The sequence below is a fragment of the Streptomyces sp. F63 genome (genome assembly GCF_018070345.1).
GTDB lineage: Bacteria > Actinomycetota > Actinomycetes > Streptomycetales > Streptomycetaceae > Streptomyces.
This window is the reverse complement of sequence record NZ_JAGPXX010000007.1, coordinates 252623-273322: the sequence shown is the minus strand read 5'-3', so window position 1 is coordinate 273322 and position 20700 is coordinate 252623. Positions and strand designations below refer to the sequence as shown.

Here is a 20700-nt window from a genome sequence, read left to right as displayed (position 1 = left end):
GCTGGGGAGCGCGCCGTGAAGGGGGGTACCACCGCATGACGCACACCGTCGGCTACGCACCGGGCGTCTACGACCTGTTCCACGTGGGTCACCTCAATATCCTGAGACACGCACGCTCTCGGTGCGACTATCTCATCGCGGGAGTGGTCTCGGACGAGATGGCGGAACGGGCCAAGGGCCGGGTGCCCGTGGTCCCGCTGGTGGAACGGCTGGAGATCATCCGCTCCATCCGGTTCGTGGACGCCGCCTTCGTGGAGACCGTGCCGGACAAACTGGAGACCTGGCAGCAGGTCCGCTTCGACAAGATCTTCAAGGGTGACGACTGGCGCGGCACCCCCAAGGGCGACCAACTGGAGCGGGATTTCGCGACCGTGGGGGTGGAGGTGGTCTACTTCCCGTACACCGTCCACACCTCCAGCACCCAGCTGCGGCGCGCCCTCGACGCGCTGGCGCCGCCCGTCATACCGGGCGTATCGCGGCCAGCTCCCGGAACCACTTCGCCATGAAGGCCGCCAGGAACAGCGCGTGCACGGCGAACAGGGCGGTATAGGCGGCGAGAAAGGCCGTCTCACTGCCGAGCAGCAGGAAGACCGCGCAGAAGACGCCGTAGTCCACCGGCAGCAGCGCCACCGCCCGCAGCCGCGAGGGGGGCGGAGCGGGCGCACCGGCCGGCGCGCCGCCCTTCGGCTTGAGCTTGTCGGCCAGCAGCCCGCCCGTGAAGATCAGCAGGGCGGCGAACTGAAAGCCCAGCGGCACCAGCAGCCAGCCAGGACCGGGCAGTTCGAAGAAGCGGTGGAAGGAGATCAGCACGGCGGCGTGCAGGGCGGTGATCTTCCCCGCGTCGACCACATGGTCGAGCCACTCCCCCGCCGGGCTGCTCTCCTTGCGCAGCCGGGCCAGCTGGCCGTCCGCCGAGTCGAGCGCGAAACCGGCGAACAGCGCCGCCCAGACCGCCGCGGCCAGCCACCAGGAGGGCCGGACCAGGGCGAGCGCCGCCACCCCGGCGAAGCTGAACGCTCCGCTGACCAGAGTCACCTGATTTGGCGTCAGCCCCGCGCGGTACGCCGCCGCGGCGAGGACCCGCCCGGTCGGGCGGTTGACGTAACGGGAGTAGAGCGACACCCCCTTCGCGGCCTTCTGCGCCCCGCGCAGCTCGCGCAGCGCCGCCGCGTACCCCGATTCCGCAGTCCCGGCCATCATCCCCCCAGACGAAAGCACACCCCCGGTGGGCGGTCACCCACACACCGTGCATGATGGCACGCACCACGGACAACCGCCCGCCGCCGGCGCCCCGCCCCCACCCCCGTACGAGGTGCCTCGGCCGGCCCGAGCCGTCCCGGGACATCGCCGCGGAGGCTGAACCTCCCGCCGGCGCGGCACGTTCCACCGGTTACGGGGACGTCCGCGGACCGCGACCCGCGGGGCACCGGACCCGGATCCCGCCCCTGCGCCGGCCCCGCGCCCGGTAGGGTTGCGCCGAATCGAGCAGTCCGAAGGAGCATCGAGCCCCATGAGACGCAGGTTGCCGCAGGTGACGGCGGTCCTGTCGGCCACAGCACTGCTGACGCTGACGGGTTGCGTGACGGTGCACGGCGAACGCGCGGTGATACCGGCCGTGACCAAGGCCGAGGCGGCCAAGGCTCTCCAGCGGTTCACGGACGGCTACAACGAGGCCAACCGGGAACTCGACCCGGCCCTCGGCGCCCGCGTGGAGACCGGCGCGCTCCACACCATGGGAGAGGCGGACCTCAGGGCCCGCCGGGTGAAGAATCCGGACGGTCTGCCCGACTACCCGCCGCTCAAGCTGACCGACGCGCGGTTCGCCATCCCCCGTCAGGCCGGCTGGCCGAAGTTCTTCGTCGCCGACACCGACAGCAACCGTGACGACAACCGCTGGCTCCTCGTCTTCACCCGCGGCGCCCTCGACGACCCGTGGAAGGCGGCGTATCTGTCGATCCTCGGCCGGGACGAGGTACCGGAGTTCGCGGTGGACGAGGACGGCTACGCCGAGCCGGTGACCGGCGGCCGGAGCTCCGGCCTGGTCGTGGATCCCGCGAGGATCAGCAAGACGTACACCGACTACCTCGGCTCCGGGAAGGGGGACCTCTTCGCCGACGGCTACGCCACCTCCGCCCAGCTGGCCTACCGCAAGAAGGAGAGCAGGACCCCCCGGTACTGGACCCAGTTCGCCGACCAGCCCGCCCGGCCGCCGCAGTACCGGACCGTGGCCCTCCGCACGGAGGACGGCGGAGCGCTCGCCTTCTTCGCGGCGCACCACACGCAGAAGCAGACGATGGCCGAGGGCTTCACCATCAACAAGATCAACGACCAGAAGGCCACCGCCCTGCTGACCGGCAGGGCCGAGAAGAGCCTCACCCTGGTGCGGATATCGCAGGCGGCCGTGAGCATCCCCGCGAAGGAGGACGGCGGGAAGGTGGTCTTCCTCAACCGCCTGGAGGGCCTGACCGCGGCCCGCGGCGGCTGACCGGCCGACGGCCGGAGCCGCTCAGCGGCCCATTGGCCAGGCCGGGGCCTCCTGGCCCGCGCCGGCGCCGTCCGCGTACCGGGCGCAGGCGTCCGTCAGCGCCTCCAGCAGCGTCAGCGGATCGGGCAGCGGCCGTTCCGGCCCGCGGAGCCAGCGCACCGAGCCCTCCGCGGGCAGCGCGGCGGGCGGTACGAGCACATAGCTGCCGCGGCAGTGCCAGCGCAGGCCCGGATGCTCGTCCATGGTCTCGGGATGGCAGTCCAGTTCGCAGGGCCACCACTCGTCCTCGTCCTCGGGCGTACCGCGCGTCGCCGTGAAGAAGAGGACCCGGCCGAGCGGGCCCCCGTCGCCGCTCTCCGCGACCGGGCCGACCTCCACCCCCTCGGCCTCCAGCCGCTCCAGGGCCTGGTGCCCGGCCTCGGCCGGGACGTCCAGCACGTCGTGGTCGATGCCGGTGGCGGTGACGAAGTTGGCCCGCGGACGGTCGTGCAGCAGTTTGCGGATCTTCTCGGCGTCGGTGGTCGCCTGGGTCTGCCACGCGAAGGAGACGGGGTGCCGGCCGGGCGTGGGGCAGCCGATCCGGTCGCAGGAGCAGCCGTAGCCTTCCGGATACGCGGCCTCGGCCAGGGGAAAGCCCGCGGCCACGGCCGCCAGCAGCAGGTCCTCACGGTCCGCGGCCGCCGCCTCGGCGGCCGTACGGCCCCGCGCCCCGCCCCGCGGACGGCGGCGCAGCCACTGGGAGAACCCCTTTTCGCGTTCCATCAGTCCCCTCACTTCGACCGTTGCGCGGTCAATGCTGCCACCTTCCGGGGTCCGAAGTGGCCGGTGTTCACATCCGGGGTACTCGGAGTTACCCGCCGTGTGGTTTGCCTTTGGCCCTCATATCCGGATATTCCGTTCCGCGACTGTCTTCATGCTCACAGCAGCCGCGGCCGGGGCGTCCGTCACACCCGCCCCTGCCGCACCTCCGGTCACGGCCATGCCGTCACCGGGCGGGGGGAGCGAGCGCGCGCAGCACCATCTCGACGACGGTGTCCGCGAAGGCGTGGGTCAGCGGACGGGTCCGCAGCATCCAGCGGTGGTGGAGGGGCCCGACGAGCAGTTCCAGCGCGACGCGCAGATCCGTGCCCTCCGCGATGTCCCCGGCCCGCTGGGCGCTGCGCAGCCGCTCCTCGTAGGCGGCCAGCTGCGGTTCGAGCACCTTGGCCGTCAACTCGGCCGCCAGCGCGGGGTCGTTCTGGCTCTCGGCGGCGAGCGCGCGGCTCGGCAGGTCGTACTTGGGGTCGTTGAGCTCGTCGACCGTGGCCCGCAGGACCAGCTTGAGATCGGCCTCCAGATCACCCGTGTCGGGGAGGGCGATCCCCTCCTCCCCCTCCCCGAGGGCGAGGAAGGAGTCGAACAGCACCGCGGCCTTGGACGGCCACCAGCGGTAGATCGTCTGCTTGCCGACGCCCGCCCGGGCCGCGATCGCCTCGATGGTGAGTTTGCCGAATCCGGTCTCGGCGACGAGCTCGAGAGCGGCGTCGAGGATGGCGCGGCGGGAGCGTTCGCTGCGCCGGGAGGTCTGCGGGCTGCGGGGTTCGGCCATGGCGAGAATCTAGCAGTCGGGCGAGGCGGCATATTTCACCCGGAACCGCCTCGCTGTCCGTCGCCTCGGTCCGCCCCGGGCAAGGCGGGCGGCGGGGGCCAGCCGTCGCCCCAGGCGGTGTCGCGCGCCCGGCGGTAGCCGGCGCCGTGCCTCTTGGTGACGGTCACCCGCCGCAGGTCACCCTCCGGGGTGCACAGATCCAGCAGTACCTGCCCCTTGCGGATCTGCGGATGGCGCACGACGCGGGAGGCCACCGGTGCGGCGCGGCGGACCGGGTCCGGGTCCGCGTCCGGGTCCGCGTCCGGAGCCGGCTCGGGGACGGGCAGGCGGGTGGCCGCCACATACGCGAACTTCTCGTCCTCGTACGGCAGGGAGCCGCCCTTGACCTGGCGGTGCAGCGAGGACCGGCCGACCCGGGCCGCGAAGTGGCACCAGTCCCGGCCCGGCTCGATCGGGCAGGCCGCACCGTGCGGGCAGGGAGCGGCGATCCGCAGCCCGGCCGAGAGGAGCTGCTCCCGGGCCGCGCGGAGCCGGAGATAGCCCTCCGGGGTGCCGGGTTCGACGAGGACCACGACCTGCCCCGCGCGGGCCGCCTCGCCGACCACGGCAGCGCGGTCCGCGGCGGTCAGCTCCCCCAGCACGTACGAGACCGTGACGAGACCGGTTTCCGGCAGCCGCAGTCCGTCCCCGATGGCCGCGCGCCGCCACTCCGCCGCGCGCGGCCCGGCGGACCCGGCGGCCCCGGCCAGCTCACGGCCGAGGGCGAGGGCGGGCTCCGCCCAGTCCAGCACGGTGGTGCGGCGGTCTCCGCCGGGCCAGGCCGCCTCGGCCGCCCAGACGGCGGCACCGGTCCCGCCGCCGACGTCGGTGTGGCTCGCCGGCTCCCAGCCGGGGGTGTTCGCGCGGAAGGCGGCGAGCGCGGAGCCGACGGCCTCGAAGGTCGCGGGCATCCGGTAGGCGGCGTACGCGGCGACGTCCGGCCGGTCACGCAGTACGGGGGCGTCGGTCGGGGTGCGTCCGCGGTAGGTGGCGATCAGCCGTTCCACGGCCCGCGCGGCCTGCCGGGGCGGCAGCCCGTCGAGCACGCGCGCGAGCCCGGCCCGCAGATCGTCGCCGGCGGGGACGGCCTCGGCCGGGCCGGAGGGGGAGGCGTACATTCGGCCGATTTTAGGCGGTCGGAAGAACCACCGGGACCACGGCGGGCAGACGGGCGCCCCGTCCCCGGACGACCGGTGCCGGGACGCGGAGTCCGGCCCGGCCCCGGTCCGCACGGCCGCGGCCCGGGGTGGCTCAGCTCCCCGTTCCCTCCCGGCTCCCCGTTCCCTCCCGGTCGCGCGGCCCGTCGGGTACGGCCCCGGCCTCCGTCGCCGGCGGCGTCTCCTTGCGCCGCCACGGACGGCAGAGCAGCAGGAAGGAGGCGACGGCCGCCACTGAGCACACGAGCTGGACGACCGCCATGGGCACGGCCGTGTCCTCGCCGGCGATGCCGACCAGCGGCGAGGCCACGGCTCCGGCGAGGAAGGTGCTGGTGCCCAGCAGCGCGGAGGCGGAACCGGCGGCGTACCGGGTCCGCATCAGCGCCTGGGCGTTGGTGTTGGGCATCGCCAGCCCCATCGCGGACATCAGCACGAACAGGGCGGACGCCACCGGCACCAGCCCCACCTCGCCGAACGCCCCGGCCGTCATGAGCAGCAGAGCGGCCGCGGCCGCCGTGATCACGGCGAGGCCGAGGGCGAGCGCCTTGTCCAGGCTGACGCGTCCGACGAGGATCTTGCCGTTGATCTGGCTGACGCCGATCAGCCCCACGGAGTTGATCCCGAACAGGAGGCTGAAGGTCTGCGGGGAGGCGCCGTAGATCTCCTGGACGACGAAGGCCGAGGCGGCGACGTACGCGAAGAGGGCGGCGAAGGCGAAGCTGCTGGTGAGCATGTACCCCGTGAAGACCCGGTCGGCGAGGAGCCCGCGCAGGGTGCGGAGGGTGCCGCCGCCGGGAGCGGCGGCGGCGTGCCGGGCCTCCGGCGGAAGGGTTTCGCCCAGCCAGCGCCAGACGGCGAAGGTGATCACCGCACCGATCAGGGTGAGCACGGCGAACACCCCGCGCCAGTCGGTGATCCGCAGGACCTGCCCGCCCACCACGGGGGCGATGATCGGGGCGACTCCGGCGATCAGCATCAGGGTGGAGAAGAAGCGGGCCATCGCGTTGCCGTCGTACAGATCGCGGACCACGGCGCGGGAGATCACGATGCCCGCCGAGCCGGCCAGCCCCTGCACCAGCCGCAGGGCGATGAGCGTCCCGGAGCCGGGCGCCAGCGCGCAGAGGGCGGTGGCGATCACGTAGACGACCATGCCGATGAGCAGCGGGCGGCGGCGCCCCCAGCGGTCGCTCATCGGCCCGATGACCAGCTGGCCGAGCGCCAGGCCCGTGAGGCAGGCGGTGAGGGTGAGCTGGACCGTCGCCGCGGAGCTGCCGAGGGAGCGGCCGACCTCCGGCAGGGCCGGGAGGTACATGTCCATGGAGAGCGGCGGGACGGCGGTCAGTCCGCCGAGGATCAGGGTGACCAGCAGGCTCGCCCGCCGCTGTCCGGGCGCCGCCGCACCGTGCCCGCCGCCGGCACGGCGGGCGGAACGGGACCGCTGCCCGGGTATGCGCCGGTCGCCGGCCGGGCCGCTCTTCCGCATGAGCCTCTCCATCGCTGGTGAAATCGCTCCCATATCCTCTCAGCATCAGCGGGCCGAGAGCAGGTGGGGTTGGTCGTGGATCAGATCAAGTGGGGCATTCTGGCAACGGGTGGTATCGCTTCCACCTTCACCGAGCAGGTGCGGAGACTGCCGGACGCGGAGGTCGCCGCCGTGGCCTCCCGCAGCGCGGGACCGGCCGAGGCCTTCGCCGAGCGCTTCGGCATCCCCCGGGCGTACGGGAGTTGGGACGCGCTCGCGGGGGACGCCGGCGTGGACGTGGTGTACGTGGCCACGCCGCACGCCGCGCACCGGGCGGCGGCCGGGCTCTGCCTGGAGGCGGGCCGGGCGGTGCTCTGCGAGAAGCCGTTCACGCTGAACGCGGGCGAGGCCGCGGAACTGGTGGAGCTGGCCCGCTCGCGCGGCCGCTTCCTGATGGAGGCCATGTGGACGTACTGCAATCCCGTGGTGCTGGAGATGCTGCGGCTGGTGCGGGACGGCGCGATCGGCGAGGTGCGGGCGGTCCACGCCGACTTCGGCATCACCGGCCCGTTCGACGCCGGTCACCGGATGCGCGACCCGGCGCAGGGCGGCGGCGCGCTCCTCGATCTCGGTGTCTACCCGGTGGCGTTCGCGCAGCTCCTGCTGGGCGAGCCGGACGACGTCCAGGCGCGGGCGCAGCTCACTCCGGAGGGCGTGGACGCCAACACCGGCATCCTGCTGGGCTGGGACTCGGGCGCGGTCGGGATGCTGAGCTGCTCGATCACCGCGGACACCCCGATGACGGCGGCCGTGACGGGGACGGCCGGGCGGATCGAGTTCCCGCGCGGCTTCTTCGATCCGCGGCAGTGCGTGCTGTACCGGCCGGGCCGGGAGCCGCGGGAGATCACGGTACGGAGTGAGCACAGCGGCATGCAGCACGAGGCGGCCGAGGTGATGCGCTGCCTGCGGGCGGGCGAGACGGAGTCCCCGCTGGTGCCGCTGGACGGCACGCTGGCCGTGATGCGCACGCTGGACGCGGTGCGTGAGCGGATCGGTGTCCGCTACCCCGGCGAGAGGTGAACGCGGGGGCGGGAGGGAGAAGCTCACGGCCTGCTTCCCGCCCCCGCCCCCGCGCCGCCCGTCGCGGACCGTCCCGCCCGGGAGCCGGCGGGGCGGGCCGCGGCCGGGGGCGCGGCCGGGCGGTCAGACCTCCCGGAGACCCGGGTCGCCCGCCTCGGTGACGAAGGACGCCGCCGTGCCGATCGGCGCCCCCGGGGCCGTCACCGCGGGGAGGGTGCGGAAGTCCGCGCGGGCCTTCTCCTCGTCCAGCGTGACGGTGACGTAGCCGCGCCGCCCGTTGTAGAAGCGCATGTGCGGGTTGGCGTCCCGGTAGCGCTGGTAGTTGGCCGGCCGGTCCGCGCCGTCGCCGCCGCTGCTGACGGAGGTGGCGACGAACTCGGTGCCGACCGTGCGGGACTCCGGGCGGTCGAAGTCCCGCTTGATGTCGAACGCGTAGCCGACGTGCACGTCACCGGTGAGGACGACGAGGTTCTCCACCCCGGCCGTCTCCGCCCCGGCCAGCACCCGTTCGCGGGAGGCGGGGTAGCCGTCCCAGGCGTCCATGCTGACCGTGTAGTCGTCGGTGGAGTTGCTGCGCCGGCGGGAGAAGGTGACCTGCTGCGGCACGACGTTCCAGCGGGCCCGCGAGGCGCGCCAGCCGTTCAGCAGCCAGCGCTCCTGGGCGCTGCCGGTGATGGTGCGCGAGGGGTCCCCGGACTCGGGCCCGGGGGTCTTCCAGCCGTCTCCGTAGGCCTGGTCGGAGCGGTACTGGCGGGTGTCGAGGATGTCGAACTGGGCCAGGGTGCCGAACGACAGCCGCCGGTAGAGCCGCATGTCGGCGCCGTTGGGGCGCTGGGGGGCGCGCAGCGGCAGGTTCTCCCAGTACGCGCGGTAGGCGGCGGCGCGGCGGATCAGGAACTCCTCCGGCGGCACGCCGTTCTCGGGGATGTCGTCCGCGTAGTTGTTCTCGGTCTCGTGGTCGTCCCAGGTGACGACGAAGGGGTGGGCGGCGTGGGCGGCGATCAGGTCGGGATCGGACTTGTAGAGGCCGTAGCGCATCCGGTAGTCGTCGAGGCTGACGGTCTCCCGGTTGAAGTGCGCCGGCAGGGTGCGGCCGCCGGTGTAGGCGCGGGCGCCGCCCGCGGCGTTCACGGCGTACTCGTAGAGGTAGTCGCCGAGGTGGAGGACGACGTCCAGTTCCTCGTCCGCGAGATGCCGGAGGGCGGTGAAGTAGCCCTGGTGGTAGGCCTGGCAGGAGACGGCGGCGAGCTTGAGGTCCGCGATCCGGGCGCCGGCGGCGGGCGCGGTGCGGGTGCGGCCGGCCGGGCTGATGTAGTCCCCGGCGCGGAAGCGGTACCAGTACACCCGGTCGGGTTCGAGGCCGTCCGCCTCGATGTGCAGGGCGTGGTTGTACTCGGGGTGGGCCGTGGCCGTGCCGCGGCGGACGATCCGGGTGAACCGCTCGTCGCGCGCCACCTCCCAGGAGACCTCGACTCTGGCCTCCGGCATCCCGCCGTCGGGTGTGTACGGCTCGGGGGCGAGCCGGGTCCACAGCAGGGCGGAGCCGGGCCGGGGATCGCCGGAGGCGACGCCGAGCGTGAAGGGATCGGCCGCGAGCGCCCGGCGGGCGTCCAGCTCCGCGGCCTGGGAGCTGCCCGGCAGGTTGGTGGCGAAGGCGAGTGCGGTGGCGGCTCCGGTCACGGTGAGGAAGCGGCGGCGGCCGAGGTGCGCGGCGGCGGCCCGGAGTTCCCGGTCGTGGAACGTGGACGTCATGTGGCCCTCCCCTGACGTGGGTTGGTGTCGGGAAGACAGTGGCGGCGGGGAACGGCGGGCCGTTGTCGTGTGCACAACGCCTACATGGCCGCGGGATGAGCTTCGCCCCCGACTGGGACGATCGGCCGCATTACGCCACCGGGGGGCGCCGCAGGGGCCGGTGTGGAGCACCCGGCGGGCGAACGGCCGGGGCGCCCGGGCGCCGGTGGCCGCGGAACCGCGGAGGCCGGGCGCGTGCGGAGAACCGCGGAGGCCGGGCCCGGGCGGAGAACCGCGGAGGCCGGGCCCGGGCGGCCGGGGAGCCGGACGGAGGCCGGGCCCGGGCGGCCGGGGAGCAGCGGTCAGAGGGGACGGCTTCGGGAGGACGCGGTCAGGAGGACTGCAAGCCTCGTCCGGAAGCCGGGCCCGGCACGACCCCGCCCCCGTCGCGCGGAGGGAGGAGGTGTGCGACCGGGGGCGGAGCGGGACGGGCCGCTGGGCGGGGGGCGGCGACCCGTGATCCGAGTGAACCGCGCATCGCGGACAAAAGACAGGGTGCGCGCACGGAAAGATGCGTGCGTGTCGTTCACACCCCGTGTGCGGAGGTCCGCGGGAGCGCGGGACCGGCCGGAAGGAGCGCGGGACCGGCCGGATTCCCCCGGCCCGGACGCGGCGGACGGGCGGCCCCGGGGGGCCGGGACTACGCGGAAGGCGCCGGCCCGGCGCCCGTGCCCCGGCTGAGCTTCTCCCGCATTCTCGCCGTGAAGCGGTCGAGCACCACCACGGCGCGTTCGTGGGTCCCGGAACCGATGGTGTCGACCCCGTCGTGGGCGGTGACCCGCCAGCGGATCCGCCGTTTCTCCACGGCGAGCAGCTCGGCGGTGACCGTGACCGTCAGCCCCGGCGGGGTGGCCGCCGTGTGCGTGACGCAGATCTCCGTGCCCAGGCTTCCCTCGCCGGGTTCGAGGTGGGGCGTCAGCGCGCGCACGCAGGTCCACTCCATGAGCCCGACCATGAAGCCGGTCGCGAACACCTCGGGAAAAGCGGCGAATTCAGGGGATTCCGGATAGAGATGCCGCACCGTCTTGTCCGGCGGCACGACATAGTCGTGGGTGAAGATGTCCCCGACGCGCAGACCGTCCCTCATTGCCCCTCCCTCGCCGGGGCGGCCGCCCCGTCCTTCCGGTCCCGCGGCACGGCGGGGCCTTCACTGTGACGCGGCGCGCAAGCGGGCGGAAGCGCCCGGCGGGCATCGCCATCGCGGCCCCGGGCCGGCCGTACGGGGCCGGGGGGCCCGGTCACTGCTCGGATTCGCCCTGTTCCACGGTGAAGAGCCGGGTCCAGTGCGCCCCGCACCGGCAGTAGGACTCCTCGATCAGCTCCCCCTGCTCGGAGACGCCGAGGCCCTTGGTGAGGCGGACGTGCACATGCTGGCTCATGACGGGTGAATCCTCTGCACCGGAAATGGTCCACCCATCCAAAGGAGACAGGGCGAAGAAGGCCAGCACCGGTCCACATCACGGAATCGGCGTTCACTTCGCGCTGCGTTCCGGGAGCGGAACGTGAGAGGGACAGCCGGGCGCGGCGGGGTCCGCCCGCCGCACCCGCGTGGCGCGGCGGACGGACCCGGCCGGACGGAGTCCCGCTTCCGCGGTCAGCCCTTGATCTTCACCCGGCGGCGCCGCCTGGCGCTCTCGGTCTTCGGAATACGCACGCTGAGCACGCCGTCGGCCAGCTCGGCGGTGATGTTGTCCGTATCGGCGTCCGCCGGCAGGCTCCAGCGGTAGTCGAACCGCCCATACCGGCGGCTCCGCTGCCGGAGCACCCCCTTGCGCTCCTTCTCCTCGACCTCACCGTGGACGACCAGCTGCGATTCCATGGCCTCGATCGTGATCTGGTCCTTGCCGACACCGGGGAGCTCCAGATCCATCGTGTAGGTGTCGTCACTCTCCTCGATGTCGGCCAGGGGCGACCACATGCCGGTCTCGGCGAGTTCGCCGGCCGGGGGGAACCCGCCGCGGAGCAGCCGGCCCATCCGGTCGTACAGATCCTCGAACTCGCGGAACGGCTGCCAGCTCGGTGCGGCCGTGCGACGGCGGACGGGAAGCGTCATTCCGATCATCACCTCTCCTGAGACAACCCTGTGGCACCGGCCGCCCGGAGGCCCCACGACCTCCAGGTGTCCGATAGTTGCCGAGTAGCCCTCTATCTACACATTCAATCCCACTCGAGCCCTCACCCCGGCCCCCGGGGCACCCCGACCCCCCTGGCCCCCCGGGCTCCCCGGGCGGAACCGGACGGCGGCGGCCCGGCCGCCGGAGGCGGCGGAGCGCTGCCGGGGCGCCGCTGACGTGCGGAGAAGCCCGGGTACCGGAAAGGCTCCGGCAGCGCCTCGACCCTTGACAGGCGGCGGCGCCACTGGATTACTTGGTCCCCGTCCCAGGCTTACCGAATGTTCGGTCGGGCGTGCGGGGTGATGGTGGCGGGGCCGGACAGGCCGCCGCCGCTGCGGCGCTGCCGAGGCGGTGCGCCCCGCGGACGAGGTACCACGGAGTCCCGGCACCGGGCTGCCGGACTACGACGACGCAGGAGTCGCGATGAGCAGCGAAGACACCACGGCGGCCCCCGGCCCGTCCCCCGCGGACCCGGGCAGCCGCCCCGCCCGGCTGGGGGAACCGGTCCCCCGCGACCTGCTGGACGACGGTGAGCGCCTCACCCGTGAACAGCTCGCGGACCTGCAGCTCGAACGGCTGCGGGCGACGCTGCGGCACGCCTACGACCACGTCGAGCCGTACCGGAGGAAGTTCGACGAGGCCGGGGTCACGCCCGACGACTGCCGGACGCTCGGCGACCTGTCCCGGTTCCCCTTCACCACGAAGGCCGACCTGCGGGACACCTACCCCTTCGGCATGTTCGCCGTGCCGATGGCGGACGTGCGGCGCGTCCACGCCTCCAGCGGCACCACCGGCCGTCCCACCATCGTCGGCTACACGGAGAACGACCTGTCCGTGTGGGCGGACGTGGTGGCCAGGTCCATCCGGGCCGCCGGCGGCCGCCCCGGCCACAGAGTGCACATCTCCTACGGCTACGGCCTGTTCACCGGCGGTCTCGGCGCGCACTACGGCGCCGAGCGCGCCGGGTGCACGGTGATCCCCGCCTCCGGCGGCATGACGGCGCGCCAAGTGCAGCTCATCCAGGACCTGCGGCCCGAGATCATCATGGTGACGCCGTCCTACATGCTGACCCTGCTCGACGAGTTCGAGAAGCAGGGCATCGATCCGCGCACCAGTTCGCTGAAGGTGGGCATCTTCGGTGCCGAGCCGTGGACGGAGGAGATGCGCCGCGAGATCGAGGAGCGGGCGGACATCAACGCGGTGGACATCTACGGCCTCTCCGAGGTGATCGGCCCGGGGGTGGCCCAGGAGTGCGCGGAGACCAAGGACGGGCTGCACGTCTGGGAGGACCACTTCTACCCCGAGGTGGTGGACCCGTTCACCGGTGACGTGCTGCCCGAGGGCGAGGAGGGCGAGCTGGTCTTCACCTCCCTCACCAAGGAGGCGCTGCCGGTCATCCGCTACCGCACCCGCGACCTGACCCGGCTGCTGCCCGGCACCGCCCGGCCCGCCTTCCGCCGCATCGAGAAGATCACCGGCCGCAGCGACGACATGATCATTCTGCGCGGGGTCAACCTCTTCCCCAGCCAGATCGAGGAGATCGTGCTCCGCACCCCCGGTGTCGCTCCGCACTTCCAGGTCGAGCTGACCCGCCGCGGCCGCATGGACCACATGACCGTCCGCGTCGAAGCCCGCCCCGGCACGGGTCCCGAGCTGCGCGAGGCGGCCGCCGGATCGATCACCCGGACGGTGAAGGACGGGGTGGGCGTCACCGTCGACGTGGAGATCGTCGAACCGGAGAGCCTGGAGCGCTCGGTGGGCAAGCTGCGGCGCGTCAAGGACCTGCGCCGGAGCTGACAGCCGATGGTCCCCCGCACGGCCGCGAACCGCCCTTCGCGACCGTGCGGGCGCCGCACGGCCGCGAACCGCCCGGCGGCCGTGCGGGCACGCCGCGGCCCCGTGCTCCCCGGGGGAGGAGCACGGGGCCGGTCTGCGCCCCCGGGCCCGGGCCGTGGGCCGGGCCCGGGGGCGGTACGGGGCTCAGCCCAGCCCGTCGGCGCCGATCCGCACGGCGGACTCGTCGAGCAGGGAGTCCGAGACGGGCCGCGGCCTCCCGTCCAGGTCCAGGACCGGGGAGGCCTCCTTGTACCAGGACTCGATGACCGCGCTGCCCCAGAAGTCGCGGCGCCGGTCGTCCCGCACGCTCCAGCGGTACGTCTCGTGGTCCGGGTCGCCGGTGTAGTAGTCGGAGGTGTAGATCTCCACCCGGTGGCCGTCGGGGTCGCGCAGATACAGGTAGAAGGCGTTGGAGACGCCGTGCCGGCCGGGGCCGCGCTCGATGTGGTGCTCCTTGCGGAGCGCGCCGAAGAGGTCGGCGGTCCGCAGCACCTGATGGGATTCGTGGGTGGCGACCCCGAGGTGGTGCAGGCGGGGGCCCGCGCCGCCGGTGAAGGCCACGTCGTGCACGGTCTGCTTGCGGTACATCCAGGCCGCGTACATCTCGTGCTCGCCGTCGCCCTCGATGGTCTCCGAGCAGCCGAAGCCCAGCGAGCGGTAGTGCCGGTAGGCGGCCGGAATGTCCGGGGTGCAGAGGTTGAAGTGGTCCAGGCGGGCCACCTCGGCGCCGCGCCGCAGGTCGTAGCGCTGGATGAGGCGCTCGGCGCGCTCGGTGTGATGGAAGAACTCGACGGGGAAGCCCAGCGGGTCGACGACGCGGACGGCGTCGCCGATGCCCCGGGCCCCCGCGCCGGCCGGGACGCGGCGCACCGGGCACCCCAGCGCGGAGAAGAACGCCTCGGCCCGGTCCAGGTCCCGCGGAGCGCGCACCCGGTAGGCGATGTGGTCGAGCGCGGCGGTGTCCCCGCGGCGCAGCACCAGGCTGTGGTGGGTGAGTTCGTCGGTGCCCCGCAGATACAGGGTGTCCTCGTCCTCGTACTGGACGTGCAGGCCGAGCATGTCCACCCAGAACCAGCGGGACCGGGCCAGGTCGGTGACGGCCAGCTGGGCGTAGGCGGAGCGGACGACGTCGGGAGCGTCGGGAGGTGCGGTGGTCATGCGGTGCCTCCGAAGCGCGGAGTGCGCACCTCGCCCAGGGCGACGTGCACGGTCTTGTACTCGGTGTAGAAGTCGATGCTGTGGGCTCCGCCCTCGCGGCCGAGGCCGGACGCCTTGACGCCGCCGAAGGGGGTGCGCAGGTCGCGCACGTTGTGGGAGTTGATCCAGACCATGCCGGACTCGACGGCGTGCGCGATCCGGTGGCCGCGCTTGAGGTCGGAGGTCCAGACGTAGGCGGCCAGGCCGTACTCGGTGGCGTTGGCGAGCTCCACGGCCTCGGCCTCGTCGTCGAACGGCGCTACGGCGACGACGGGGCCGAAGATCTCCTCCTGGAAGATCCGGGAGTCCCGCGGAGTGTCGGCGAAGACGGTCGGCTGGAGGTAGTTGCCCGCGTCCAGGTGTGCGGGGCGGGTACCGCCCGCGACCAGGCGCGCCTCCTCCGTGCCGAGGTCCACGTAGCCGAGCACCCGGGCGTAGTGCTCCGGGTGGACCAGGGCGCCGACCTCGGTGGCGGGGTCGGCGGGCGGCCCGACCCGCACCCGCTCGGCCCGTTCGGCCAGGCGGCGGGTGAACTCGGCGTAGCACGAGCGCTCCACCAGGACCCGGGATCCGGCCGTGCAGCGCTCGCCGTTGAGCGAGAAGACGCCGAAGACGACGGAGTCGAGGGCCGCGTCGAGATCGGCGTCGGCGAAGACGACGACCGGGGACTTGCCGCCCAGTTCCATCGACAGGGTCTTGAGGTGGCGGGCGGAGCAGGCCGCGATGTGCCGGCCGGTGGTGGTGGAGCCGGTGAAGGAGAGCAGCGGCACCGCGGGGTGGTCGACCAGCTCCTGCCCGGCCTCCTCCCCGATGCCGTGCACGATGTTGACGGCACCGTCCGGCAGGCCGGCCGCGGTGAGGATCTCCGGCCACAGGCTCGCCGACAGCGGTGTCCACTCGGCCGGCTTGAGGACGACGGTGCAGCCGGCGGCCAGGGCCGGGGCGAGCTTCCAGCTCTCCAGCATGAAGGGGGTGTTCCACGGGGTGATCAGCCCGGCCACGCCGGCGGCGGTGCGCACCACATAACTGAACTGCTCGTTCCCCTGGCGGAACGCCTCCTCGCCGAGGGCGGCGGCGACGTCGGCGAAGTAGCGGAAGTTCTCCGCGGCCCGCCGGGCCTGCCCCCGCGCCTGGGTGATCGGCAGCCCCGTGTCGTACGACTCGAAGCGGGCGAGCTGCTCGTGGCGCTCCTCGACCGCGTCGGCGATCCGGTAGAGGACGCGCGCCCGTTCCCGGCCGGTGAGCTCCGACCAGCCGGGGAAGGCCGCGTGCGCGGCGGCCACGGCCCGGTCGACGTCGGCGGGGCCGCCGGCGGCGGCTTGCGCGTAGGGGGTGTTGGAGACGGGGTCGGCCACGTCGAAGGTGCGGCCGTCCCGGCTGGGGACGGCGGCGCCGCCGATCCAGTGGAGGATGGTGTCCGGCAGTCCGGCCGGGGTGTGCTCGGTCATGGTGTGGCCTCTCGGAGTTGCCGGGTGAGATCGCCGCCCTCGGCGAGCAGGGTGCGGATACGGGCCGTCCCGGCCGGGGTGAGCGGTGCCAGCGGCGGGCGGACCCGGGGGGAGGCGATGCGGCCCTGCTGGTGGAGCACCCACTTGGCCGGGGCCGGGTTGGTCTCGGTGAAGAGCAGGTCGACCAGGGGGTGCAGCCGGTAGTGCAGGTCGCGGGCGGCGTCGAACGCGCCCTCCTCCCACAGTTCGTACATCCGGGCCACCGCGCCGGGGGCGAGGTTGGCGACCGCGCTGACGAATCCGGCGCCGCCGAGCGCCAGCAGGGGAAGGCACAGCAGTTCGATGCCGGACCAGACGAGCAGCGAGCGGCCGCAGAGGTGCAGGACGCGGGAGAAGTGCTCGAAGTCCTTGGTGGTCTCCTTGATCCCGACGATGTTCTCGAAGTCGCCGAAGAGCCGCCGCACGGTCTCCGGCGCGATGTCCACGGCGGTGCGCGAGGGCACGTTGTAGATCACCAGCGGCAGGTCGGGGAACTCCCGGGCCACGGCGGCGTACCACTGGTAGAGCCCTTCCTGAGTGGGCCGCGCGTAGTAGGGGGTGATGACGAGGGCGGCGTCCGCGCCCAGGGCCCGCGCGGCCTCCGTGATCTCCAGGGTCTCGTCGAGCTTGTGCGAGCCGGTGCCGGGCAGGAACGGCACCCGGTCGGCGATCTCCCCGGCTGCGGTGCGCATGGCCGCGATCCGCTCGGCGGCGGTCTGCGCCGCGGGCTCTCCGGTGGAGCCGCCCAGGGAGATGCCGTGCGATCCGGACTCGAGCTGGAAGCGGATCAGGGAGCGCAGGGAGGCGTGGTCGACGGAGCCGTCCTCGGCGAAGGGAGTGACGACGGGGGCGATGGACCCGCGGATGCGCCCGGGGTCGCTGCGGAACTTCATCTGCGGTCTCCTTCTGGGGTGTGCTGCTCGCGCCACTGCTCGTACCGGGCGCGCCAGGCGGGGCCGAGCGGGTAGAGGCCGTCGATGCCGTGGCCGGCCTGGACCTGCTCGGTGATGAACCGTTCCTGCGACTCCTGCTCCCGGCAGTCGGCGACGAGTTCCCCGGCCAGGTCGGGGGGCACGACCACCACGCCGTCGGCGTCGCCGACCAGCAGGTCCCCCGGCTGCACCAGGGCCCCGCCGCAGGCGACCGGCACCCCGGTGTCCCAGGGGACGTGGCGGCGGCCGAGGACGGACGGATGTGCGCCGCCGTGGTAGACGGGCAGCGGCAGTCCGGCCACGGCGGCGGAGTCGCGCAGCCCGCCGTCGGTGACCACGCCGGCCGCTCCGCGCCGCAGGGCGCGCAGCGCCAGGATGTCGCCGAGGGTTCCGGCGGTGGTGTCGCGGCGCGCGTCCATCACCAGGACGTGGCCGGGGCGGAGCTCCTCCACCGCGCGCTTCTGCGCGTTCATGCCCATGCCATAGCGCTCGAACAGGTCTTCGCGCAGCGGCAGGTAGCGCAGGGTGTGGGCGACGCCGGCCATGGTGTCCCCGGGCCGGGTGGGCCGCAGCCCGTCCAGGCTCATATGGGGCAGGCCGCGCCGGCGCAGCTGAGCGCTGAGGGTGGCGACGGCCACCGACCGCAGCCCCTCCGCGAGAACCGGGTCGAGCACCGGTTCGGGCGGGTGTCCCGGACCCAGCGCGGCGGCGCGCTCGCCCGGTCCGGTGCGCGGCATGGCGCCCCAGGGCTCCAGGTCGTGACCGGCCTCGGTGACCGGGTTGCGCAGCCGTCCCGTGCTGCGGCCCTCCGCCGTGACCTCGACCTCCACCACGTCACCGGGTGACGCCACCGAGGCCCCGGCCGGGGTGCCGGTGAGGATGACGTCCCCCGGCTCCAGGGTGACCAGCCGGGACAGGTCGGCGACGAGTTCCGCGAACGGGAACAGCAGGGTGTCGCTGGTGTCGTCCTGCGCGAGTTCGCCGTTCACCCAGGTGCGCAGCCGCAGCCGGGCCGGGTCGAGCTCGCGCGCCTCCAGCAGGCGCGGGCCGATGGGGGTGAATCCGTCCGCGCCTTTGGAGCGCAGGTTCGAGCCGCGGTCGGCGTGGCGCAGGTCGTACACGCCGGCGTCGTTGGCGGCGGTCACCCAGCGGACGTGGCGCCAGCCGTCCCCGGGGCGGACGCGGTGCGCCCGCTCGCCGATGACCAGGGCGATCTCGCCCTCGAAGGAGAGGAGTTCACAGCCGCGCGGACGGACGATCGCCTCCCCGGTGCCGGCGAGGGACGAAGGGGGCTTGAGGAAGTACGAGGGGGCTGCCGGGGTGCTGCCGCGCTCCCTCGCGCGGCTGGGGTAGTTGACGTGGACGGCGATGATTTTCGACGGGGTGGTCCCGAGCGGGTGCGGCATGGCGTCCACCCGTTCAGGCGCGGTCGAGGAAGGCCCGGACCCGGGCCTTGTACGGTTCGCGGTCGTAGCTCTGGACGTAGGCGCCGGCCATCCGCACCGGGTCGCCGAAGAAGTAGTACTCGTACAGCGCCTGGCGGCCGGAGAACGCGGAGATGCAGGTGTCCCACACCAGCCGGAACAGCTTCACGCGGTCCGCACCGCTGAGGGTGGCCGACTGCAGGTACGCCTCGATGTCGGCGGCGGCCGGGCCGGTCACATCGGCCTCGGTCGGGGTGGCCATCAGGCCGGAGGCGCCGAGCTTCCGCAGGATCTCCGGGAAGCGCTGATAGAGCTTGGGGTAGAGGTTGCGGGCCGCGTTGAGCGGGGCGAAGGCGGGGGTGAGCACCCCGTACTCGTTGACCTCGGCGTCGGCCTCGGCCGCGCGGAGGAAGGCGCGCAGGGTCTCCAGGGTGGTGATGACCTCGGCGACGTCCTGCTGGACGTGCTGGAACTGCTCGATGCCGATGGCCTCGGTGAGCAGCGACACCAGGCCGAGGATGTACTCGGTCTTGGCGGTGGTGCGGGTGACCACCTGGTGGGCCATGTGCACCACGGAGGAGGTCTGCGCGTAGAAGCCGTTGCACAGCTCCGGTTCGCCGAGGACGAAGCAGCGCTCGTAGGGGACGTGGACGTCGTCGAAGATCACCACGGCGTCGCTCTCCTCGAAGCGGGAGCCGAGCGGGTGGTCGTGGCGCGGCCGGTCGTGGTCCAGCGGCTCCCGGGCGATGTACCGCAGGCCCTTGGTGTCGTTGGGGATGGCGAACGCGTAGGAGTACGGCTTGTCCTCGGGGGTGCCGCGCAGCACGGTGGACGGGAAGACCAGCATCTCGTCGGCGAACGGGGCGATGGTGGCGAGCATCCGGGCGCCGCGGACCACCACGCCGTTGTCGTCCTCGCGGACGATCCGGGCCGCCAGCCGCCCGCCGCCCTGCCCGGTGCCGGCCACGGCGCGGTTGGCCTGCGGCGGTATCAGGGTGTGGGTGCACAGCAGGTCCTCTTCGCGGACCTTCTCGTAGTAGCGGCGGATGTTCTCGCCGAAGGCCGGGTCGGCCTGGCCGAACCAGTCCGCGGCGGAGGCGAGGGCCATCAGCGAGCTGTTGAGGTAGTCGCCGGTGCGGCCCAGCATGCCCAGGCTGTGGTCGGCCCAGACCTTGAAGGCCCCGCGCCGGCGGGCCAGGTCCTCGGGGGTCCGGGGGGTGAGGAAGGACGTGGCGACCGGCTCCCCGGTGGTGGGCGAGGGATAGGTGAGCACGTCCTTGTGCTCGGGGGCGTGCTGGAGGTCGTACAGCTCCGCGTAGCTGCGCACCACGTTGCGGAAGGCGGGGTGGTCCTGGACGGAGCCGGTGAGCGTCTCGCCCTGGATGTGCACCGTGGGGCGGGACCGGGAGAGCCGGTCGAGGAACTCTTTGCCGGTACGTGCGGCCATGCTGGTCTTCCTTACGAGGGAGGGAGAACGGGGGGGTGGGTTGATCGGGATGGGCGGGCTCAGATGAGGTGTTCGACGCCCTCGGTGGCTTCCGCCGCGGTGCCGAAGCGGCTCCAGGCGTAGGTCAGGGCGTCGCCGTCGCGGTGGCCGAGGTCGGTGACGCGGCCGAGGACGAGGGTGTGGTCCCCGCCCTCGTAGGTGCGCCAGGGCTCGCACGCCACCCAGGCGAGCGGATTGGCGAGCCGGGGAATCCGCGCCCCGGCCGCCCAGTGCGGCTCGGTCCCTTCGCCGGCTCCGGCGAACAGCCGGGCCAGCGGTTCCTGCTCCGCGCCGAGGATGTTGACGCAGAAGGGGCGGCCGGGCAGCAGCCGGTGGCAGCGGGCCCCGCGGGCCACGCTGACCAGGACCAGCGGCGGGTCCGCGGACACCGAGGTGAAGGAGTTCATGGTGGCGCCGCGGGGTGCGCCGTCGTCGTCACCGAAGGTGACCACGGTGACGCCGGTGGGAAAGCGGGACATACAGGCGCGCAGGGCGCCGGGGTCCGGCCCGGCCGGGCGGGGCGGGGCAGGGAGGGGTGCAGCGGGCATGGCGGGAAGTCACCTGCCTGGTGAGCGGGGTGATCGGGCGGTGGGGAAAGGGGTGGGGACGGCTCTCCCGGCGG

General features: G+C 73.5%; 19 protein-coding genes. 4 read left to right on the top strand and 15 right to left on the bottom strand.

Going from position 1 to position 20700, the window contains the following annotated elements; translation table 11 throughout:
- Window positions 1-35 precede the first annotated feature (35 nt).
- On the top strand, window positions 36-506 hold the full coding sequence (locus KBZ10_RS11045) for an adenylyltransferase/cytidyltransferase family protein (RefSeq protein WP_210987353.1): 471 nt from the start codon (window positions 36-38) through the stop codon (window positions 504-506).
- On the opposite strand, the gene KBZ10_RS11040 is transcribed toward KBZ10_RS11045, so the two are convergent.
- The gene (locus KBZ10_RS11040; protein ID WP_247702136.1) at window positions 460-1197 is read right to left on the bottom strand and encodes a CDP-alcohol phosphatidyltransferase family protein; all 738 of its coding nucleotides are present in this window, start codon (window positions 1195-1197) and stop codon (window positions 460-462) included. The two genes, KBZ10_RS11045 and KBZ10_RS11040, sit on opposite strands and share 47 nt — an antisense overlap.
- Window positions 1198-1510: 313 nt before the next feature.
- On the opposite strand from KBZ10_RS11040, the gene KBZ10_RS11035 reads away from it, so the two are divergent.
- A complete protein-coding gene (locus KBZ10_RS11035; RefSeq protein WP_210987351.1) occupies window positions 1511-2485 on the top strand; it encodes a hypothetical protein in 975 nt (324 codons plus the stop codon).
- Between the two features lie 21 nt (window positions 2486-2506).
- Here the strand turns inward: KBZ10_RS11035 and KBZ10_RS11030 are convergent, their stop codons facing one another.
- The 4 genes from KBZ10_RS11030 to KBZ10_RS11015 form a co-directional block, all read right to left on the bottom strand.
- Window positions 2507-3247: a bifunctional DNA primase/polymerase gene (locus KBZ10_RS11030; protein ID WP_210987350.1), complete on the bottom strand. Its 741-nt coding sequence runs from the start codon at window positions 3245-3247 to the stop codon at window positions 2507-2509.
- A gap of 223 nt (window positions 3248-3470) precedes the next feature.
- Window positions 3471-4073 (bottom strand): TetR/AcrR family transcriptional regulator, encoded by a 603-nt coding sequence (locus KBZ10_RS11025; protein WP_210987349.1) that lies wholly within the window; start codon window positions 4071-4073, stop codon window positions 3471-3473.
- Window positions 4074-4108: 35 nt separating this feature from the next.
- A complete protein-coding gene (locus tag KBZ10_RS11020) occupies window positions 4109-5230 on the bottom strand; it encodes a small ribosomal subunit Rsm22 family protein (protein ID WP_210987348.1) in 1122 nt (373 codons plus the stop codon).
- 133 nt (window positions 5231-5363) lie between these two features.
- Complete coding sequence (locus tag KBZ10_RS11015) at window positions 5364-6752, bottom strand: multidrug effflux MFS transporter (protein ID WP_210987347.1); 1389 nt, start codon at window positions 6750-6752, stop codon at window positions 5364-5366.
- Window positions 6753-6836: 84 nt separating this feature from the next.
- On the opposite strand from KBZ10_RS11015, the gene KBZ10_RS11010 reads away from it, so the two are divergent.
- Window positions 6837-7811, top strand: a complete 975-nt coding sequence (locus KBZ10_RS11010; protein WP_210987396.1) for a Gfo/Idh/MocA family protein — start codon at window positions 6837-6839, stop codon at window positions 7809-7811.
- A gap of 123 nt (window positions 7812-7934) precedes the next feature.
- On the opposite strand, the gene KBZ10_RS11005 is transcribed toward KBZ10_RS11010, so the two are convergent.
- The 4 genes from KBZ10_RS11005 to KBZ10_RS10990 all read right to left on the bottom strand — a co-directional run bounded on the left by KBZ10_RS11005 (window position 7935) and on the right by KBZ10_RS10990 (window position 11664).
- The gene (locus KBZ10_RS11005; RefSeq protein WP_210987346.1) at window positions 7935-9563 is read right to left on the bottom strand and encodes an alkaline phosphatase; all 1629 of its coding nucleotides are present in this window, start codon (window positions 9561-9563) and stop codon (window positions 7935-7937) included.
- A gap of 679 nt (window positions 9564-10242) precedes the next feature.
- Window positions 10243-10689, bottom strand: coding sequence for a fluoroacetyl-CoA thioesterase (flK, locus tag KBZ10_RS11000; protein WP_210987345.1), 447 nt, complete (start codon window positions 10687-10689; stop codon window positions 10243-10245).
- Window positions 10690-10840: 151 nt separating this feature from the next.
- Window positions 10841-10981, bottom strand: coding sequence for a hypothetical protein (locus KBZ10_RS10995; RefSeq protein ID WP_210987344.1), 141 nt, complete (start codon window positions 10979-10981; stop codon window positions 10841-10843).
- Window positions 10982-11196: 215 nt separating this feature from the next.
- Entirely contained in the window at window positions 11197-11664 is a 468-nt protein-coding gene (locus tag KBZ10_RS10990; protein WP_307847335.1) for an Hsp20/alpha crystallin family protein, read from the bottom strand.
- Window positions 11665-12139: 475 nt separating this feature from the next.
- Here KBZ10_RS10990 and paaK point away from each other — a divergent pair, with 475 nt between their 5' ends.
- Entirely contained in the window at window positions 12140-13513 is a 1374-nt protein-coding gene (gene paaK, locus KBZ10_RS10985) for a phenylacetate--CoA ligase PaaK (RefSeq protein WP_210987343.1), read from the top strand.
- Window positions 13514-13696: 183 nt separating this feature from the next.
- Here the strand turns inward: paaK and hpaD are convergent, their stop codons facing one another.
- Genes hpaD through KBZ10_RS10955 form a run of 6 tightly spaced genes read right to left on the bottom strand, consistent with a single transcriptional unit; the run spans window position 13697 to window position 20626 of the window.
- On the bottom strand, window positions 13697-14710 hold the full coding sequence (gene hpaD / locus KBZ10_RS10980; RefSeq protein ID WP_210987342.1) for a 3,4-dihydroxyphenylacetate 2,3-dioxygenase: 1014 nt from the start codon (window positions 14708-14710) through the stop codon (window positions 13697-13699).
- Window positions 14707-16197, bottom strand: a complete 1491-nt coding sequence (hpaE, locus tag KBZ10_RS10975; protein ID WP_210987341.1) for a 5-carboxymethyl-2-hydroxymuconate semialdehyde dehydrogenase — start codon at window positions 16195-16197, stop codon at window positions 14707-14709. Before hpaE ends, hpaD begins: the two co-directional genes overlap by 4 nt.
- A complete protein-coding gene (gene dapA, locus KBZ10_RS10970) occupies window positions 16194-17129 on the bottom strand; it encodes a 4-hydroxy-tetrahydrodipicolinate synthase (RefSeq protein ID WP_210987340.1) in 936 nt (311 codons plus the stop codon). The genes hpaE and dapA overlap by 4 nt, the downstream gene beginning before the upstream one ends.
- Window positions 17126-18574: a fumarylacetoacetate hydrolase family protein gene (locus KBZ10_RS10965; RefSeq protein ID WP_210987339.1), complete on the bottom strand. Its 1449-nt coding sequence runs from the start codon at window positions 18572-18574 to the stop codon at window positions 17126-17128. Before KBZ10_RS10965 ends, dapA begins: the two co-directional genes overlap by 4 nt.
- Before the next feature lie 13 nt (window positions 18575-18587).
- A complete protein-coding gene (hpaB, locus tag KBZ10_RS10960) occupies window positions 18588-20039 on the bottom strand; it encodes a 4-hydroxyphenylacetate 3-monooxygenase, oxygenase component (RefSeq protein ID WP_210987338.1) in 1452 nt (483 codons plus the stop codon).
- 59 nt (window positions 20040-20098) lie between these two features.
- Window positions 20099-20626 carry a flavin reductase family protein gene (locus tag KBZ10_RS10955; RefSeq protein WP_210987337.1) on the bottom strand — a complete coding sequence of 176 codons (528 nt, stop codon included), beginning with the start codon at window positions 20624-20626 and terminating at the stop codon, window positions 20099-20101.
- Window positions 20627-20700 lie beyond the last annotated feature (74 nt).

Coding starts and splice junctions, on each gene's coding strand:
- hpaE (WP_210987341.1), bottom strand. CDS start 16,197: ATGACCGAGCACACCCCGGCCGGACTGCCGGACACCATCCTCCACTGG.
- KBZ10_RS11045 (WP_210987353.1), top strand. CDS start 36: ATGACGCACACCGTCGGCTACGCACCGGGCGTCTACGACCTGTTCCAC.
- hpaD (WP_210987342.1), bottom strand. CDS start 14,710: ATGACCACCGCACCTCCCGACGCTCCCGACGTCGTCCGCTCCGCCTAC.
- flK (WP_210987345.1), bottom strand. CDS start 10,689: ATGAGGGACGGTCTGCGCGTCGGGGACATCTTCACCCACGACTATGTC.
- dapA (WP_210987340.1), bottom strand. CDS start 17,129: ATGAAGTTCCGCAGCGACCCCGGGCGCATCCGCGGGTCCATCGCCCCC.
- KBZ10_RS11035 (WP_210987351.1), top strand. CDS start 1,511: ATGAGACGCAGGTTGCCGCAGGTGACGGCGGTCCTGTCGGCCACAGCA.
- KBZ10_RS11040 (WP_247702136.1), bottom strand. CDS start 1,197: ATGGCCGGGACTGCGGAATCGGGGTACGCGGCGGCGCTGCGCGAGCTG.
- paaK (WP_210987343.1), top strand. CDS start 12,140: ATGAGCAGCGAAGACACCACGGCGGCCCCCGGCCCGTCCCCCGCGGAC.
- KBZ10_RS11005 (WP_210987346.1), bottom strand. CDS start 9,563: ATGACGTCCACGTTCCACGACCGGGAACTCCGGGCCGCCGCCGCGCAC.
- KBZ10_RS10990 (WP_307847335.1), bottom strand. CDS start 11,664: ATGATCGGAATGACGCTTCCCGTCCGCCGTCGCACGGCCGCACCGAGC.
- KBZ10_RS11015 (WP_210987347.1), bottom strand. CDS start 6,752: ATGCGGAAGAGCGGCCCGGCCGGCGACCGGCGCATACCCGGGCAGCGG.
- KBZ10_RS11025 (WP_210987349.1), bottom strand. CDS start 4,073: ATGGCCGAACCCCGCAGCCCGCAGACCTCCCGGCGCAGCGAACGCTCC.
- KBZ10_RS10995 (WP_210987344.1), bottom strand. CDS start 10,981: ATGAGCCAGCATGTGCACGTCCGCCTCACCAAGGGCCTCGGCGTCTCC.
- KBZ10_RS10965 (WP_210987339.1), bottom strand. CDS start 18,574: ATGCCGCACCCGCTCGGGACCACCCCGTCGAAAATCATCGCCGTCCAC.
- hpaB (WP_210987338.1), bottom strand. CDS start 20,039: ATGGCCGCACGTACCGGCAAAGAGTTCCTCGACCGGCTCTCCCGGTCC.
- KBZ10_RS10955 (WP_210987337.1), bottom strand. CDS start 20,626: ATGCCCGCTGCACCCCTCCCTGCCCCGCCCCGCCCGGCCGGGCCGGAC.
- KBZ10_RS11030 (WP_210987350.1), bottom strand. CDS start 3,247: ATGGAACGCGAAAAGGGGTTCTCCCAGTGGCTGCGCCGCCGTCCGCGG.
- KBZ10_RS11020 (WP_210987348.1), bottom strand. CDS start 5,230: ATGTACGCCTCCCCCTCCGGCCCGGCCGAGGCCGTCCCCGCCGGCGAC.